The 15,642-nt window shown below is 28.3% G+C and carries 18 protein-coding genes; 5 read left to right on the top strand and 13 right to left on the bottom strand.

Going from position 1 to position 15,642, the window contains the following annotated elements:
* Position 1: 1 nt before the first annotated feature.
* The 6 genes from ACNI3D_RS02480 to nadA all read right to left on the bottom strand — a co-directional run bounded on the left by ACNI3D_RS02480 (position 2) and on the right by nadA (position 5,577).
* Positions 2 to 454, bottom strand: coding sequence for a hypothetical protein (locus tag ACNI3D_RS02480; RefSeq protein ID WP_419768125.1), 453 nt, complete (start codon positions 452 to 454; stop codon positions 2 to 4).
* A gap of 8 nt (positions 455 to 462) precedes the next feature.
* Positions 463 to 1,371 (bottom strand): UDP-3-O-acyl-N-acetylglucosamine deacetylase, encoded by a 909-nt coding sequence (gene lpxC, locus ACNI3D_RS02475; RefSeq protein WP_419768124.1) that lies wholly within the window; start codon positions 1,369 to 1,371, stop codon positions 463 to 465.
* Positions 1,368 to 2,738 (bottom strand): M23 family metallopeptidase, encoded by a 1,371-nt coding sequence (locus ACNI3D_RS02470; RefSeq protein ID WP_129100448.1) that lies wholly within the window; start codon positions 2,736 to 2,738, stop codon positions 1,368 to 1,370. The genes lpxC and ACNI3D_RS02470 overlap by 4 nt, the downstream gene beginning before the upstream one ends.
* Positions 2,728 to 3,708: a DHH family phosphoesterase gene (locus ACNI3D_RS02465; RefSeq protein WP_419768123.1), complete on the bottom strand. Its 981-nt coding sequence runs from the start codon at positions 3,706 to 3,708 to the stop codon at positions 2,728 to 2,730. Before ACNI3D_RS02465 ends, ACNI3D_RS02470 begins: the two co-directional genes overlap by 11 nt.
* Before the next feature lie 61 nt (positions 3,709 to 3,769).
* Positions 3,770 to 4,591, bottom strand: coding sequence for a carboxylating nicotinate-nucleotide diphosphorylase (gene nadC, locus ACNI3D_RS02460; RefSeq protein ID WP_419768122.1), 822 nt, complete (start codon positions 4,589 to 4,591; stop codon positions 3,770 to 3,772).
* A complete protein-coding gene (nadA, locus tag ACNI3D_RS02455) occupies positions 4,588 to 5,577 on the bottom strand; it encodes a quinolinate synthase NadA (protein WP_129100445.1) in 990 nt (329 codons plus the stop codon). The genes nadC and nadA overlap by 4 nt, the downstream gene beginning before the upstream one ends.
* A gap of 102 nt (positions 5,578 to 5,679) precedes the next feature.
* Here nadA and plsY point away from each other — a divergent pair, with 102 nt between their 5' ends.
* From plsY to prfB, 5 genes are all read left to right on the top strand, one after another.
* Positions 5,680 to 6,300, top strand: a complete 621-nt coding sequence (plsY, locus tag ACNI3D_RS02450; protein WP_419768121.1) for a glycerol-3-phosphate 1-O-acyltransferase PlsY — start codon at positions 5,680 to 5,682, stop codon at positions 6,298 to 6,300.
* Positions 6,300 to 6,611: a dihydroneopterin aldolase gene (locus tag ACNI3D_RS02445; RefSeq protein WP_419768120.1), complete on the top strand. Its 312-nt coding sequence runs from the start codon at positions 6,300 to 6,302 to the stop codon at positions 6,609 to 6,611. Before plsY ends, ACNI3D_RS02445 begins: the two co-directional genes overlap by 1 nt.
* Positions 6,612 to 6,808: 197 nt before the next feature.
* The gene (locus ACNI3D_RS02440) at positions 6,809 to 7,990 is read left to right on the top strand and encodes a porin (protein ID WP_419768119.1); all 1,182 of its coding nucleotides are present in this window, start codon (positions 6,809 to 6,811) and stop codon (positions 7,988 to 7,990) included.
* 113 nt (positions 7,991 to 8,103) lie between these two features.
* Entirely contained in the window at positions 8,104 to 8,733 is a 630-nt protein-coding gene (locus ACNI3D_RS02435) for a c-type cytochrome (RefSeq protein WP_419768118.1), read from the top strand.
* Between the two features lie 75 nt (positions 8,734 to 8,808).
* Entirely contained in the window at positions 8,809 to 9,903 is a 1,095-nt protein-coding gene (gene prfB, locus ACNI3D_RS02430; RefSeq protein ID WP_419768117.1) for a peptide chain release factor 2, read from the top strand.
* Between the two features lie 24 nt (positions 9,904 to 9,927).
* Here the strand turns inward: prfB and ACNI3D_RS02425 are convergent, their stop codons facing one another.
* From ACNI3D_RS02425 to ccoO, 7 genes are all read right to left on the bottom strand, one after another.
* Positions 9,928 to 12,288, bottom strand: coding sequence for a PD-(D/E)XK nuclease family protein (locus ACNI3D_RS02425; protein ID WP_419768116.1), 2,361 nt, complete (start codon positions 12,286 to 12,288; stop codon positions 9,928 to 9,930).
* Complete coding sequence (locus tag ACNI3D_RS02420) at positions 12,272 to 12,832, bottom strand: hypothetical protein (RefSeq protein WP_419768115.1); 561 nt, start codon at positions 12,830 to 12,832, stop codon at positions 12,272 to 12,274. Before ACNI3D_RS02420 ends, ACNI3D_RS02425 begins: the two co-directional genes overlap by 17 nt.
* Before the next feature lie 7 nt (positions 12,833 to 12,839).
* Positions 12,840 to 13,478: a hypothetical protein gene (locus ACNI3D_RS02415; RefSeq protein WP_129100437.1), complete on the bottom strand. Its 639-nt coding sequence runs from the start codon at positions 13,476 to 13,478 to the stop codon at positions 12,840 to 12,842.
* Positions 13,479 to 13,581: 103 nt separating this feature from the next.
* Positions 13,582 to 13,824: a DUF4006 family protein gene (locus ACNI3D_RS02410; protein WP_129100436.1), complete on the bottom strand. Its 243-nt coding sequence runs from the start codon at positions 13,822 to 13,824 to the stop codon at positions 13,582 to 13,584.
* A gap of 1 nt (position 13,825) precedes the next feature.
* Complete coding sequence (locus ACNI3D_RS02405; RefSeq protein ID WP_129100435.1) at positions 13,826 to 14,716, bottom strand: c-type cytochrome; 891 nt, start codon at positions 14,714 to 14,716, stop codon at positions 13,826 to 13,828.
* Position 14,717: 1 nt separating this feature from the next.
* Complete coding sequence (locus ACNI3D_RS02400) at positions 14,718 to 14,942, bottom strand: CcoQ/FixQ family Cbb3-type cytochrome c oxidase assembly chaperone (RefSeq protein ID WP_129100434.1); 225 nt, start codon at positions 14,940 to 14,942, stop codon at positions 14,718 to 14,720.
* 9 nt (positions 14,943 to 14,951) lie between these two features.
* Positions 14,952 to 15,635, bottom strand: coding sequence for a cytochrome-c oxidase, cbb3-type subunit II (gene ccoO, locus ACNI3D_RS02395; protein ID WP_129102122.1), 684 nt, complete (start codon positions 15,633 to 15,635; stop codon positions 14,952 to 14,954).
* Between the last annotated feature and the right edge of the window lie 7 nt (positions 15,636 to 15,642).

The raw sequence follows: 15,642 nt of genomic DNA, 5'->3' as shown, positions 1-15,642 counted from the left end.
TTTATACTGCTGGTAAATTGTAAATTGGCAAAGTATTAGATGAAAATTTTGTTTTATCTAAACTTTTTGGTAATTTAAAATCCGAAATTATACTCTTTTCTTCTAAAAAATCTATAATTATTTCACCATTTTTATTAAAAAAGTACTTTTTCCCCAAAGCTTTTATTGGTGAATTCTCATTAAATAAAAATCCACTAGCAGCATTTAACTCTATATTTCTAGCAATACAAACAGTTTTTAAAAATACATAAGCTACTTTTATTGCCATATAAGAACCTGGTGTATTTACATAAGTTATAGATTTTATATCATAATCTTGCAATAATTTTTTAAAAATTATTGGCAAAATATCAGATGTTTTTCCCTCTTGTTCAATCTCTTTTATCAAAAGCTGATTTTCATAAATTCCAATCTTTATTGGAGTCGAAATTGAAATAACTATAATATCTATCAAATAATCCCTTAATTTGCATCAACTAAAGCATATGCTTTTTGGAAAACATAACTCTCTTTTTGTGCTTCTTCTAAATCTAAAATTTCATAATTTTCTTCTGATTCATAAACTTTTTTTGTCAATAAATGATTTAAATGATGGCTTCCAGCATGGGCATCATATTCACCTATTAATGTATAACCTAAAAGTGACATATCACCTATTGCATCAAGAATTTTATGTCTTACAAATTCATTTTCATATCTTAAACCTTCTGGATTTAAGATTTTATCATTATCTACAACAATAGCATTTTCCATGCTACCACCTTGAGCCAATCCTATACTTCGTAAATATTGCACTTCATGTAAAAATCCAAAAGTTCTAGCTTTTGAGATATTTTCTTTATACTCATCTATACTATAATCAAAATGATAATTTTGTTGTCCAATTACAGGATTTTCAAAATCAATAGAGAAATCATAAACAATATGATTAGAGGGCTTTAAAGATACTCTTTTGCCATCTTCAGTTGTAACTTCAACTTCTTTTTTTATCTTAATTACTTTTTTTGATTCATTTAATTCTTTTATGCCAACTTCATCAATTAGCATGCAATACCCAGATGAACTACCATCAAGCACTGGAACCTCATCATTATCAAGAACAATTCGCAAATTATCAATGCCATAAGCATAAACAGCAGACAAAAGATGTTCAATAGTTGAAATAACAATTCCATCTTTTCCAATAACTGTCGCCATTTTTGTATCAACAACATTTTCTATTTTTAGAGGAATTGTCAAAGCTTCATCAGACCTATAAAAGATTATTCCTTGATTAGCTTCCAAAGGTTCTAATCTCATTTTTACAGGAACACCTTTATGGAGTCCAATTCCAACTATTTCTACTGCTTTTGCTATTGTTCTTTGTTTCATTTGCTATCTATTACCTTTTTTGCATCACTTATGATATCTGTTATTCTTGTTTTTATCCAATTTTTATCCATCCATTCTAAAGGATCTACTTCTAAACCTTGAACTAAAACACCAAAATGTAAGTGATCTCCTAAAACAGCACCAGTTGCACCAGTATTAGCGATTTTTTGATTTTCTTTAACTTCTTCACCTACAGTTACATTTGAAGAACTTGTATGAGCATAAAGTGATTGTAAACCAAACCCATGATCTATTATAATAACATTTCCATAAATTCCTAAATAGTCATTAAATATTACTCTACCTTTATTTGTAGTAAAAATATCAGCTTTTTTAACACTTGCCCAATCAATTCCTAAATGCCAAGCTTCATCTATTTTTATGTTATTATGATAATATGATCTTTCTTGTCCAAATCGCCCAGCAGTTGCAGCATTTTCTAATCTTTTAAATGGAATAAGGTTAAAACCACTTACTAAGTCTCTATCCATAAATTTTTTAGATGTTTCTTCTATCTTTTGTACATTTTGGTTTCTTAAAACTTCATTTTCTTTTAAAAAAATATCAGCTAGATTATCAGGTACATCTTTTCCACTTTGTTCTAAAACTTTTGTACTTACATTTTGAATAAAGGTATCACTAATTTTTATTTTGGATTTATCATCTTTTCTATTTCTTATGTATAAAGGCACTTTTATTATTGATTTATTATCTGCTTTATCGATTGCAACTAAATTTACAATATTAAATTTTTCTATTTTTATTGGCCAAGCAATTAATGCTGCATAATAATTCTTTTTATAAAAAGGAACCAAATCAAATCTTTGTTCATTGTTAAATGTTATATATGAGTCTTTTAAATTTTCATCTTCAACTTTTACTATAACTAAAGCACTTCCACCTCTTCTAACTGCAAAAGAGTTAGCAACAACTGAAGCTACAGGTTTTTTTCTATCAATTTTTAGATGAAAAGTATCAACAACTTTATTTCCTTCTAAAAAGTTCCATTTACTACTATCAACTGCTTCAACAATGATTTCAACATCATTACTTTTAAAGAACATATCAAGTTCTGGTGATTTTAGTTCCAAATTGATATTTTTTTCTGGTTCTAATAATACTTTTGAATCTAATACTATCTCTTTATTTCCATCTTTAAATATTACTTTATAAAATTTAACACCACTATCATCACTAATACCAAGGTTTAGTTTGCTTTTTAAATTCCAATATATATTATCTTTAAAATCTACTTTCGGGGGATTTTTCTCAAACATAGGCGATAAATAAACAAAACAACCAGCTACAATGGCACCTATTATAAATATAAATAATACTACTTTCCCAAAACTACTTTTATTTCTCAAGAATTTCCTTTAATATAATCTCTTTTGCTTCAAAAATATCATCAGTTTGTATAACACATCCTGCGGCATTTAAATGCCCACCTCCACCAAAAGTAGAAGCTACTTTTGAAACATCTATTTTCTCTTTTGATCTAAGAGAGACTCTAACTTTATCATTTACAATTCTAAAATAAATTGCTACTTTTACAATAGCAATATTTAAAACCATATCTAGTGCAACTTCTGTTTCAAGTGTTGTTGCCCCACTCTCTTCAAACCACTCTTTTGTTGCATATATTGTTGCTATTTTACCTTCATCAAGAAGTTCCAAACTATTGAAAATCTTAGGCAAAATTCTATATTTTGCTAAAGAATCTCTTTTTATAAACTTATCAGCAATATAAACAGGACTAGCTCCACATTTAACTAAAAAATTAATTTTTTCGTAAGTAAATTCATCACATCTTGGAGTTGTAAAAGCCAATGAATCATCATATATTCCCACATAAAGTGCTTCTGCTGTATTTTTTGTAATATACAATCCATTAAATCTAAAAAAGTCATATATTATTTCAGAAGTTGAAGACTTATTAATATCTACTATATTTATTGTTCCAAAATCATCATTTGATTTATGATGGTCAAAATTTATCAAAGGTATATCTTCAGGAAGTGTTATTCCAAATCTATTTGAAGTACCACAATCAACAGAGATAACCAAATCATAAAATTTTGGGATTTGATCCGTTATTTTTTCATATCTATTTATAAAATCACATTTCGCAGGAAGATTTTTTCCTGCATTAAAAACTTTATGTTTAATTTTATTTTCAGATAAATAGTTTGAAAGTGCAAGTCCTGAACAAATAGTATCAGGGTCGGGATTTACATGAGTGATTATTAAAATATATTTTGATTTCTCAATCAATTTTAAAGCACTCACAAAAGAGGCAGTATTTACTTTATTATTTGTTATAAAATCTTTACTCAAATACGCTCCTTTTTAAAATCATTTTAATCCTATCATAATAACACTAATCAAAAGTTAACCACTAATCAAATTTCATAGAAAAGTCTAACCAAGTTGCTTGATGTATAATACTTCCAGAACTCAATGCATCAACCCCTGTTAAAGCATAATCTCTTACAGTATTTAAATTAATGTTTCCACTAGCTTCTAATACTATATGAGGATGGGTTTCATTTCTATATTTTACAACTTCTCTTATTTGATCTGGAGTCATATTATCACACATAATTATATCACCACCAGCTTCCATTGCATCTTTTACTTGTTCTAAGCTTTCACACTCAATCTCTATTTTAGTAACCCAAGAGATTCTCTTTCTTGCTCTTTGAATAAACTCTTTTAGATTCATAATTGTTCGAAGGTGAGTATCTTTTAACATCAGACAATCATCAAGTCCAAGTCGGTGATTAATAGCTCCTCCTACTCTACTTGCATATTTTTCAAAATCTCTAAGTTGTGGTCTTGTTTTTCTAGTATCAAGTAAAACTACATCTAAATCTTTTATCAAAGAAGCATATGAATTAGCCATAGTAGCTATTCCCGAAGCATGTTGAAGCATATTTAGAAATGTTCGCTCGCTTGAGAGTAAAACAGCTGCTTTCCCATCAAGCTTTGCGATAATATCACCTTTTTTGATTACTTCCCCATCATGCTTTAAAAACTTACAATCAAATTTTTCAGTTTTTGATAAGGCTTTTGCATAAATCTCACCAGCTAAGATTCCATCATCTTTTGAAATAACTTTTGCTGTAAATCTCCCCTTAGGAGCAACATCAAAGAATAAATCCCCTCTACCATTATCTTCAATAATAGCATTTTTTACAAACTTTTTAATATTAATCATACTTCAAACATCCTTTGTAGTGCTACTTTTGCCCATTTGATTACATTATCATTTACAAATATCTCATTTGAAAATACTTCTTTACCATCTTTTATCTCTTTTAAACAGTTATAAACATCTTGTAAAGTTGTTTCATTCATAGTTGGACATTCTGGTTTAGTTGAGCTTAATATATATGTATTTTTCTCTCTTAATCTATTTACCATATTATACTCAGTTCCAACTGCAACCTTTTGTTCAGCTGGTAACTCTTTTATAAATTTGATAAGTTGAGAAGTAGAACCTACAAAATCAGCCATATCACAAATTTTTGGATCACATTCAGGATGAACTGCAATTAAAATATCTGGATATTTATTTCTATAAAACTCAATATCATCAGTTGAAAAGAGTTGGTGAACAGAGCAAAAACCATCATAACAAATAATATCTGCTTCTTTTGGATCAGTTCCATCACCTATAACAGTTGATTTTAGATTAAGACTTTTTGCAAAATTTTGTCCTAAACATCTATCTGGTACAAAAAATATTTTTTTACCAGACTTTAAACCTTTTTCTATGATTTTATATGCATTTGAAGAGGTACAAACCATACCACCCATTTCTCCAACTCTAGCTTTTACTGCTGCACTTGAATTGATATATGTAATAGGAAGAAGTTCATCACTTGATACGCCCATTGCATTTAGTTTGGCCAATGATTCATCAAAATAATCCACATCAATCATTCTAGCCATCGCACAACATGCGATTTTTGGCATAAGAACTCTTTTTTGTGGACTCATAACTTTTACACTCTCACCCATAAATCCAACACCACAAAATACTATATATTTACTACTTGTTTCCATAGCTTTTTTAGCTAATTCTAAAGAATCTCCTGTGATATCTGCTAGTTCAAACACTTCATCTCTTTGATAAAAGTGAGCTACTAAAGTTACATCAAGTTCTTCTTTTAATTTTATTATTTCATCTTTTAAATTCAAAATTTACCCTTAGGTTTATAATATTTAACATTTAACGGGAATATAACAAAATTTTTGTTATAATCCATTTAAACATAATCAAAAAAATTAATTGAGGTCATAATGGATTTTTTAAATACAAATCTTATTTTTTATATTTTAGCTTATCTAATTGGGTCTATTCCCTTTGGTTTACTTCTAGCTAAAACCTTTGCAGGGGTAGATATAAAAAAGCATGGAAGTAAATCAATAGGTGCCACAAATGTTCTAAGAGTAGTAAAGCAAACAAATCCTAGCTTAGCAAAAAAACTAGGTCTTGCAACTGTTATTCTTGATGCCATAAAAGGTACAATCATCCTTCTTATCGCACAAGCCTATGGAGTAAGTGAAGCTACACTTTGGACTATTGCAGTGTTAGCTGTGGTTGGGCATTGTTATAGTATTTATTTAGGGCTTGAAGGTGGAAAAGGAGTAGCAACTGGACTTGGTGTATTTTTAGTACTAATTCCTATTCCTACACTTATTGGTGCTGTTGTTTGGGGATTTTGTGCAAAAGTATTAAAAATCTCTTCTTTATCTTCACTTTTAGGACTGATTGCTGTAATCATTGCTGCAATTGTATTTAACAATGGATTAGGAGTAAATTCAAATGCACCTATGTATTTGATTTCATTTATAATTTTTTATAAACATATTCCAAATATAATAAGACTTATCAAAAAAGAAGAGTTAAAAGCTGTATAATGAAAGTAAAAATTGAAGATCTTACTTTTGATTGCATAATTGGAATTTTACCCTTTGAGCGAAAAAACGAACAAAGGGTAATAATAAACTGCTCATTTTCTTATAAATACTCAAATTTTGAATTTATAGATTATTCAAAAGTAGCATCAAACATTCAAAAAATAATGATAAAAAATAAATTTGAACTAATTGAAGATGCTCTTTTAAACTTAAAAAAACATTTAAATAAAAAATATTCTATAAAAAACCTAAAAATAAGCATTCAAAAACCAGATATTTTGCCTAATTGTAAAGTAAGTGTAAGCCTATAAAATATGGGCTTTTTATAAATAAAACTTAAAATAATAGATTAAATTACTCAAAAACCTTCAAATTAAGAAAACTTTAATTTTAAAGCATGTAAAATTTTCGCAACGGTGAATCGGAAAGTATCTTTCAAGTATTTATACAAGAAGATTGTTCGCGCGTCCGAGGAACTGATTTAAAAATAACCCTTTCAGGAGATCAAATGAAAAAATTCGTAAAAATGAGTTTAATAGCTGCAATCGCTGTAGCTGGAACAACTGCTAGTGCTCAACCTTTAACAGAAGCTATCAAAAATGTAGATGTATCAGGAACTATGGTATATAGATATAATGACTATGGTGATGATAAACAACAAGCAGGTACTGGACATTCAGATACAAATAATTACTACAAAATTGGTGTAAGCTTAAAATCAAAAGTAAATGATGATGTTACTGCAAATACAAGATTTGTAATGGGTAAAGATGGTAATACAGGAGATAAAGCAACACTTGACACTCAAGCTATTGGGGATCAAAACGTAAATGTAGAATTAACTAATGCTAACTTCGCATACACTGGTATTGCAAATACTACAGTTATCGTTGGTAAACAAGGTTTAACTACTCCTTGGACTGTAGCTGTTGATGCTGCTGGAAATGAGCAAACTGGTACAGGTATCTTAGCATTAACTACTGTTGGACCTGTTACTATTGCTGGTGCATACTTTAACCAAACAAATGTTGGTGAAAGTGGAAATGCAGCATCAACACTTACTGCTTTAACTTATGGTAATAGTGCTGCAATTGGTTCTAGAGATGTTTATACTATTGGTGTAATGGGTAAAGTTGGTCCTGTAGCTTTAGATGCATGGTACATAGATATGGAAGATACATTTGATTCATATACACTTGGTGCAAATGCTTCATTTGACTTTGATGCTGTAACTTTAGGTGGAGACATTAGATATACATCTCTTGATTTAGAGAAACATGATCTTGACAATAATTTATTAAAACTTACTTTAACTGCAAAAGCTGGTATCTTTGATGCAAAAGTTGCTTATGCTACTACTGATGATGAGGGTGGTGTAGTTGCTTTAGATGCTGATGCTGCTACTCAAATTTCTGCATGGACTGTAGATGCAAATAATAAAGCTGATGCTGATTACTGGCAAGTAAGACTTGGTTTCCAAGTATTACCTTCTTTAAATATCTCTGCTAACTATGCTGATGTAGATTATGCTGGTAACATAGAAGAAGAAGAATATTATGCACAATTTAATTACTCTATGAGTAAAAACTTAAGTGCATACTTAAGATATGGACAATATACAAAAGACACTGGTTCTACAGAAAATAATGATAGTACTAGAGGAAGAATTCACGTTCAATACAAATTCTAATCTTAGAATTTAATTATTTTATGTGATTAAAGGCTGGAATAATATTCCAGCCTTTTTTTATGCACTTTTTATAAAATTACGCTAAAATGTTCCAATTATTTTAAAGGATAAAAATGAATCTAATAAAACCATTTTCGCTGTTGACATTTCTAATAACATCAAGTTTTGCACAAACAACAATGTGCTATAAACAAAATCATTCTGATTTTTCTACTATAGAGTCTATTAATTTAGATGGTGGTCTATGTAATGGAAATAAATCATTAAAAGATATGAAAAAAGATGGTTGGAAAACTGATGATATAAAAATTGATGGGAATAATTATATTTATATATTAAAAAAAGATGAAGTTAATATGCAAAATATTGATATGCAGGCTTTAGAAAGTCAAATCATAAAAAGATTAGAACAAAAAGATGTTGAATCACAAATAGCTTCAAAAGAAGAAAAAAGAGTTAAAATGTCTATTTCTGGTAAAAATCTATATATCAAAAAATGTGAAACATGTCATGGAATCAATGGTGAAAAACTTCCTGGAAGATCAAGAGCAATAAATAAATTAAATCTATTTGATTTTACTGCTACTATTAGAGACTATGTAAATGGAAGTGGTTATGATAGAGGAACTGCTTTTCAAATGGCACCTTATGCATCGATTATGGATAATAATGATATAAATAATGTATATGTATATCTTCAAGCAATTAATCAAAAAGATGAAAAAAAACCAAAATCTAACTAAGAGTCTACTCTTAGTTTAGTCTAAACGCTTCTTATACTTATTTTTAGTATAATTCCATTTTAAAGGACAAATTAAATGGATACATACGAATACTCTGAATTACTAAAATTATTAAATAAAAAACTTCAAAATATAAAAGATATACTCAAACCTGATGTTTTGAAATCAAGACTTAAAGAGATAGAAGAGTTAGAATCTTCTCAAGACTTTTGGAATGATGTTGAAACAGCTACCAAAATTGGTATTGAAAAAAATAGAATATTGAGTAAATTATCTAAATTTAATAAAGCTAATGAGTCTTTAAGTGGTACTAATGAACTTTATGAGATGGCAATAGATGAAAAAGATGAAGATACTTTTGAATTACTTCATGCTGAAGCTGAAGAATTAGACAATCTTATACGGTCTACTGAAATATCTGTAATGCTAAGTAATCCTGATGATTCATCTAATGCTATTATATCAATTCATCCAGGAGCAGGTGGTACTGAGTCTCAAGATTGGGCTAGTATGCTTTATAGAATGTATCTAAGATGGGCTGAACGAATGGATTTCAAAATTGAAGTTCTTGATTATCAAGATGGCGAAGAAGCTGGTTTAAAAGATGTATCTTTTATCATAAAAGGTGAAAATGCCTATGGATATCTAAAAGCTGAAAATGGTATTCATAGACTTGTTAGAATCTCTCCTTTTGATTCAAATGCTAAAAGACATACTTCCTTTGCCTCTGTAATGGTAAGTCCTGAAATTGATGATAATATTGATATTGTTGTTGAAGATAAAGATATAAGAATAGATACATATAGATCAAGTGGTGCTGGTGGGCAACATGTTAATAAAACAGAAAGTGCTATTAGAATCACTCATATTGCTACAAATATTGTCGTACAGTGTCAAAATGATAGATCTCAACATAAAAATAAAGCAAGTGCCATGAAGATGTTAAAATCTAGACTTTATGAATATGAATTAGAAAAACAACAAGCTGTAAAAGATGGTGTTGAAAAAAGTGAAATTGGTTGGGGACATCAAATTAGGTCTTATGTAATGCAACCATATCAACAAATAAAAGATACAAGAAGTAATATTGGATATTCAAATGTGGAAGCAATTTTAGATGGAGATATTACAAAAATGATTGAGGATGTTTTAATAGCAACAGCAAGATAAAAGTACAAGAATTATCTTGTACTTTTATCTATCACAAATAGTTTTAAACTCGCAGTACTGACAAGTTGATGTTTTTCCACATTTTTCAAAGTTTACTTTTTTTGTTTTTAGCTCTATAAATATCTCTTTTAGTAATTCAAGTTTTTCAAATAAAACAACTTCTTCTAATAACTTTGAACTATTTAAATCATAATAATAAGCTTTTATTTTGTCATATCCAAATAGTTCTAAACAAGCTAAATAATAAAATTCCAATTGAAAGTCAACACTATTTTCATAAGTTTTAATACTATCAATTTTTAGACTTGCTGATGTTTTATAATCAATCAATAAATACTTATCATCTTGTTTATCAATTCTATCAATGCTTCCTTTTAAAACTATTCCATTGTAATCAAATTTAAAGTCTTTTTCTATTTCTAATACACTCAAACTTTTATCTTCAAATCTTTTATTTTCAAACTCTACAAAAGTATTTAATTTTCTTAAAAATATCTCTTTATCCAAAAGCAAAAAGGGATTTTCATTCATCTGTTTTTCAAAGAGTGACTTTATAAGCTCATAGTTAATATTTTGTACCTCAAAGCTCTTATATGCACTTTCTAGTGTTTTGTGAACCATACTTCCCAATTCAAAACCTTTTGGCTTTAAGCTTATGTTATGGTCTTTTATTTTGCATATATACTCTAAGTAATACTTTCTTTTACATTCTAAATACTTTTTTAGTGAAGTAGCTGACCATTCTTGCTTTGATAAATCAATCTCATACTCAATATTTTCATTAAAATGATTTATTAATCTGTTTTTATAAAGTATTTGTTTATATTGTTTATCTTTTGTAGATGGTGTGATTTCATCTTTAAACAATTCATCTGCAAATCTACTTACTTGCATCGTCTCATTTTGTGTATATGAAATATAAAGATTTTTAGCTTTATTCATCAATCTATAATAGTAGTACTTTTGTAAATTCTCCCTATCTTTTTGAGTAGGAAGTTTAACTCTTTTTTTAATAATTGATGATAAGAATTTATCTTTAATACTAGATTTTGGTATATAGTTCTCATTGAAATCACAGATTATAACTGCTTCAAATTCAACAGCTCTAGTTTCTAATAAACCCATTACAGTAATAAGTCCAGAGTTAATGTCATCAAGCGTTATTTTTTGTATTTTTTGAATAAGTATTTTTACAGCTTCTTTGAAAAGTATATTTTGTGAACTATTAAAAAATAGATGATTTAATTTATAAGTCAATTCATCAAATTTTTCTATTAACTCTTTATTATGTTCTATTGATTTTAAATACTCAATTAAAATATCAAAATTTATCTTATCTAGTTTTTTATTCCATATTTTTTTAATACTATCAATCATTTCTGAATTAATTTTATAAAACTCTATTGATTCTTTTGTTTTTCTTTCATTTTCATTTAAATAAGAGTATATGGAATTTACTACTTTATAAATTTTGCTATTATTTATACTTTTACCCATAGCATAATTAAAATATTGCTCATCATCAAACTGTTCTAGTATCTCTACAAACTTTTCATCAGGAACTATTAATGCTATATTTTCTGGTTTTATTCCGCTACTTACTGCATCTGTTATTGATTCTTTTATAAAAGCTATTTGATTTATTCTACTTGTAAATGCAACTGCTTTTGTATATTTCAAGTTTGATATTTCTTTATGTTTTTCTATTATAGATTTATTTGTTAAATCGATTTTATATTCATAACCTTCTTCTAATTCAAAACCAAAATTTATAAAACTTTGTATTGATTTTTGATTGTATTTATTTGAAAATAGATTAACTATTATTTTAGTATATTTTGATATTTCTAATATAATTTCTAATTCAAAATTTGTAAAATATCCTTCAAAATATATTTCTATACTTTCATATCTATTTAAAAAGTTTTGATTGATTTCATAGTTAGTAGGAAGATTTATTTTATCAATAACATTGTTTGCATCTAATAATGCTACATAGTTATTATATATCTCTTTTAATATAGCTATGTGTTCTTTGTAATACTCATAGGTATCAACTTCATCAATACTGTCTATTGATACTTTTTCAGCAGCTAATTCGCCAAAAAATCTAAATAAATAATCTGATTGTTTTAAAAATGAGGTGAAATTATTTGAAATACCAAGTTTGTTAAGATTTTTTATATCTGAAGCATCTTTCAAGTACAAGAATCTTTGCTCTTCATCAATATATTTTTTATTTTTTATGGATATGGATTTTTTTAAGAATTCATCGATTGTTAAATAAGAAGGAAGCAATAAATTCTCATTGCTTCTTCTTTTTATAGATTCTCTTATAGCCCTAGAAGTTGGAAATACTATAAGGGTTTTACTTGTCTGTAGCATTTGATTTTATATAAAAGAAACCTTTTTCTCCATCATTTGTATCAAGTATTCCAGTAATATTCCAATTACCTGCTTTTTCTAGATTGAAAGTAAATTTTTCATTCTTCTTTTCATCATTGTTTATATCAATATCAGAATAACTATTTGTAGTTCTTGTAACTTTAAAACTAATTTTAAAATTTGGAACTTTTACTCCATCTTTAGTTGTTAAATCAAAAGAGATATTGTTCATGCCTTTTTTGAAAATGTCTTTGTGCATTGATTTTTGATCAATCACTCTTTGTGATAAAAAGACATCATTTAATACTAAAGAGTCAAACTCTTTATCATTGATTTTCATTTTTAGATTATATTTTTTAGAAAATTTTTCATTATAATCAACTATATCATTAAACTCCACATCCATAATATGATATGAACTTAAAAATGATTTATCCTCATGTACTGGTGTTTTTATAGCTGACATAACGGTCCAAATTACCATTGAAAGTGTAAATGTAAATATAGCTATAAAAAATAACGGCCAATAATTTCTTTTTTTCATTTATTACCTATTTTTTCTTTTTTGATTTCAATACTGCAAAAGTATATAAAAACACACCAAGTATAACTAAAGTATACATAAATACTTTCCAAATAGTTCCAGCTGTTTTGCCTGAACTTGGAATTCCGGATTCAAGTTTTTCAATTCCATTGGCATGAGCAACATCATCAGCCATTTCAGAATATCCATTTAGTACAGCAGCACTAATTTTTGTAAAAAGTGTATTTTTATCTTTTGAAGCAAGTAATGGCACAACATAACCATCTAGAATATCATTTTTATTAATTATACTTTTGAGTTTTTCAGACATAAGTAGATTAACATGCATTTGTTCCACTGCTATTGTTAATACTGCATAAGGTTCACTTAGAGTTGAAGTTAATTCAGCCTCTTCTTTTTTAATTAATTGCATTTTTTCTTTTATAGGTATATTTTTATCTATTCCTAAATCAGTTTTTACATATACATATAAATTTACATTTGTTTTATCTTTTACTTCAGATCCAATTTCAAGTATTTTTTGTGCTGTTCTTGGATCAATTACAACATCATCTGATAATACATACTTGTTTATGCTTGCATTTAGTGGGATTAAAAAAAATAGCAGTGATAACACTGCTATTTTTAAGATATTGAAAGCTTTCATTTATCCTACAAAAATTCTTGAAGAATCAAAGAATGATAAATAGGCAGTAAGTAAAGCTGAACCTAATAATAATAGTCCGATAATTTTATCCATTGTTTACTCCTTACTTCACTTTACCAACAAGCTCGTACTGACTAGAATTATCAGGACTATTAGCTTTAAGACCATTTAAGTCTTGGTTGATTTTATAGAAGTTTTGCGCTTCATTCTGTTGAACACCTATTGCATTTATAGTTAAAAAAGCAAGAATTGACAGTAATAAAACTGTAGCAATCAACATACCAGTAATTCCACTAAGAGCAAAGATACCTCTCTCATTTTCGTTCATTTGAGAATTTCCAGCCATATTACTCTCCTAAACTTTGAATATAAGCAGCAACTGCTTTTTCTTGAGTAGCATTTAATCTACCTTTGAATGCTGGCATTTGACCAATTTCACCTTTTTTACCATTTTCTAATACTGCTGAAATTAAATCTGCTGTATAGTTTCTGATATTAGGAGCGACATATGCCATACCTTTTCCATCTGCACCATGACAACCTGCACACACACCAAATGAAGCTGGTTGTTCACCCTTAAACCCACCTGCAACATATGAAGATACATCTTTAATATCTTTTTCATCTGTTAACATCATAGGAGGCATACCACCTGGGTATACTGTTTTAAGGTTATTTGCACCATTTTTAATCACATACTCAACTGAAGATTGTGACATTCTTTTTGTTAAGTTTTGAGCTTTTCCATTAATACCTTCTGCATCAACACCATGACAAGGAGAACATTGTACTAAGAATACAGATTCACCCATTGCAGTTAAAGTATCTTTAGATGGGTTTTCCCATTTTGACTCAAACTTTTTATTAAATTCAATAGTTTCTTCATTCCATTGACCAATTTGTGAGAATCCATTTGTTGGATAACCAATTGTCATGTACCAAAATAACCAAACAATTGTTCCTATAAATGCTAAACCCCAACCTGTAGGAATTGGATTTTTATACTCACCAATACCATCCCATTTTTCTTCTGCTAAATCACCACCAGCAGTATCATTTTTCATTTGATTAATATACTTAAGAGCAACAAATACTGTAATTGTAATAATTGCAACTGCTCCAAGCATTGTTAAACTATTGATATAATCATCACTATTAAAAGCATCACCTGCAACGAAGTAAGTTCCTGCTAATAAAGCGACGATAAGAATAATTCCACCTATTACCATAGATTTCATACTATTTCTCCTTCTCTTTTTCGTCTAAATTGTTGTTTCTATCTTCAAGAGGTTCAGAGTCAATCGAATCATCGTGTACCAAGTTTGAATATTTTTCAAAATCTCTCTTACCTTTTTTATCCCTTTTATATATAGAATAAGCGTAAGAGTAAAATATAATAAATACTACAAGTAAAAGAAAAAATTTCAAATACCCTTGTAAATCAACTAGTTCTTCATGACTCATAATAACCTCTTATTTTAAAGAATTCAAATACGCAATAAGCGCTACAATCTCAGGAATCTGACCGTTTGCTACGGCATCTTTTACAGCTTGATTTTTCATATCAGCAGCAATAGCTTTCGCTTCTTTTAAAGCCTCTGCTTTCGCTTCTTCAAAAGTCCCTAATGGAACATCAACTTTCCCATCTCCATCTAAATCTACATCATAAGGAGTATTAAACACACCTTTTACTGTTACAGCTTCTCCATATGCAGTCTCTACATCTGCCATATTTGTAAACTGATGTGCATATGATGGCATTATTGAACCTGGTACTACTGATGCTGGATCCATCATATGATTCTCATGCCAATCTGTTGTTCTATAATTCCCAACTCTCATTAAATCTGGTCCAGTTCTTTTTGATCCCCATAAAAATGGTCTATCATATACATACTCACCTGACAGTGAATACATACCATATCTATCTGTCTCTGATTTAAATGGTCTAATTAATTGTGAGTGACAAGCATTACATGAATCTTTAATATAAACATTTCTACCTGTTAACTCTAAAATTGAATATGGTTTTGTACCAACTGTTGGTCTACTTTGTTTTGCAAAGTCTGGTATAACTTCTATTATACCTGCAAATGCTATAAATATAAATACTAATACCGCAAAGAAAAACGGTCTTTGTTCGAACCAATGAAACATAATAATT

It is taken from the genome of Arcobacter siniprincipis (SeqCode), assembly GCF_048571125.1.
In the GTDB taxonomy this organism is placed as follows: Bacteria; Campylobacterota; Campylobacteria; order Campylobacterales; family Arcobacteraceae; genus Arcobacter; species Arcobacter siniprincipis.
Note: the sequence above shows the minus strand (reverse complement) of the source record. Positions and strands in the feature narration are given on the sequence as shown.

Coding starts and splice junctions, on each gene's coding strand:
- ACNI3D_RS02410 (WP_129100436.1), bottom strand. CDS start 13,824: ATGGCTGGAAATTCTCAAATGAACGAAAATGAGAGAGGTATCTTTGCT.
- ccoO (WP_129102122.1), bottom strand. CDS start 15,635: ATGTTTCATTGGTTCGAACAAAGACCGTTTTTCTTTGCGGTATTAGTA.
- ACNI3D_RS02445 (WP_419768120.1), top strand. CDS start 6,300: ATGAAAGTAAAAATTGAAGATCTTACTTTTGATTGCATAATTGGAATT.
- ACNI3D_RS02415 (WP_129100437.1), bottom strand. CDS start 13,478: ATGAAAGCTTTCAATATCTTAAAAATAGCAGTGTTATCACTGCTATTT.
- ACNI3D_RS02425 (WP_419768116.1), bottom strand. CDS start 12,288: ATGCTACAGACAAGTAAAACCCTTATAGTATTTCCAACTTCTAGGGCT.
- plsY (WP_419768121.1), top strand. CDS start 5,680: ATGGATTTTTTAAATACAAATCTTATTTTTTATATTTTAGCTTATCTA.
- lpxC (WP_419768124.1), bottom strand. CDS start 1,371: ATGAAACAAAGAACAATAGCAAAAGCAGTAGAAATAGTTGGAATTGGA.
- ACNI3D_RS02405 (WP_129100435.1), bottom strand. CDS start 14,716: ATGAAATCTATGGTAATAGGTGGAATTATTCTTATCGTCGCTTTATTA.
- prfB (WP_419768117.1), top strand. CDS start 8,809: ATGGATACATACGAATACTCTGAATTACTAAAATTATTAAATAAAAAA.
- ACNI3D_RS02435 (WP_419768118.1), top strand. CDS start 8,104: ATGAATCTAATAAAACCATTTTCGCTGTTGACATTTCTAATAACATCA.
- ACNI3D_RS02440 (WP_419768119.1), top strand. CDS start 6,809: ATGAAAAAATTCGTAAAAATGAGTTTAATAGCTGCAATCGCTGTAGCT.
- ACNI3D_RS02420 (WP_419768115.1), bottom strand. CDS start 12,832: ATGAAAAAAAGAAATTATTGGCCGTTATTTTTTATAGCTATATTTACA.
- nadC (WP_419768122.1), bottom strand. CDS start 4,591: ATGATTAATATTAAAAAGTTTGTAAAAAATGCTATTATTGAAGATAAT.
- ACNI3D_RS02400 (WP_129100434.1), bottom strand. CDS start 14,942: ATGAGTCATGAAGAACTAGTTGATTTACAAGGGTATTTGAAATTTTTT.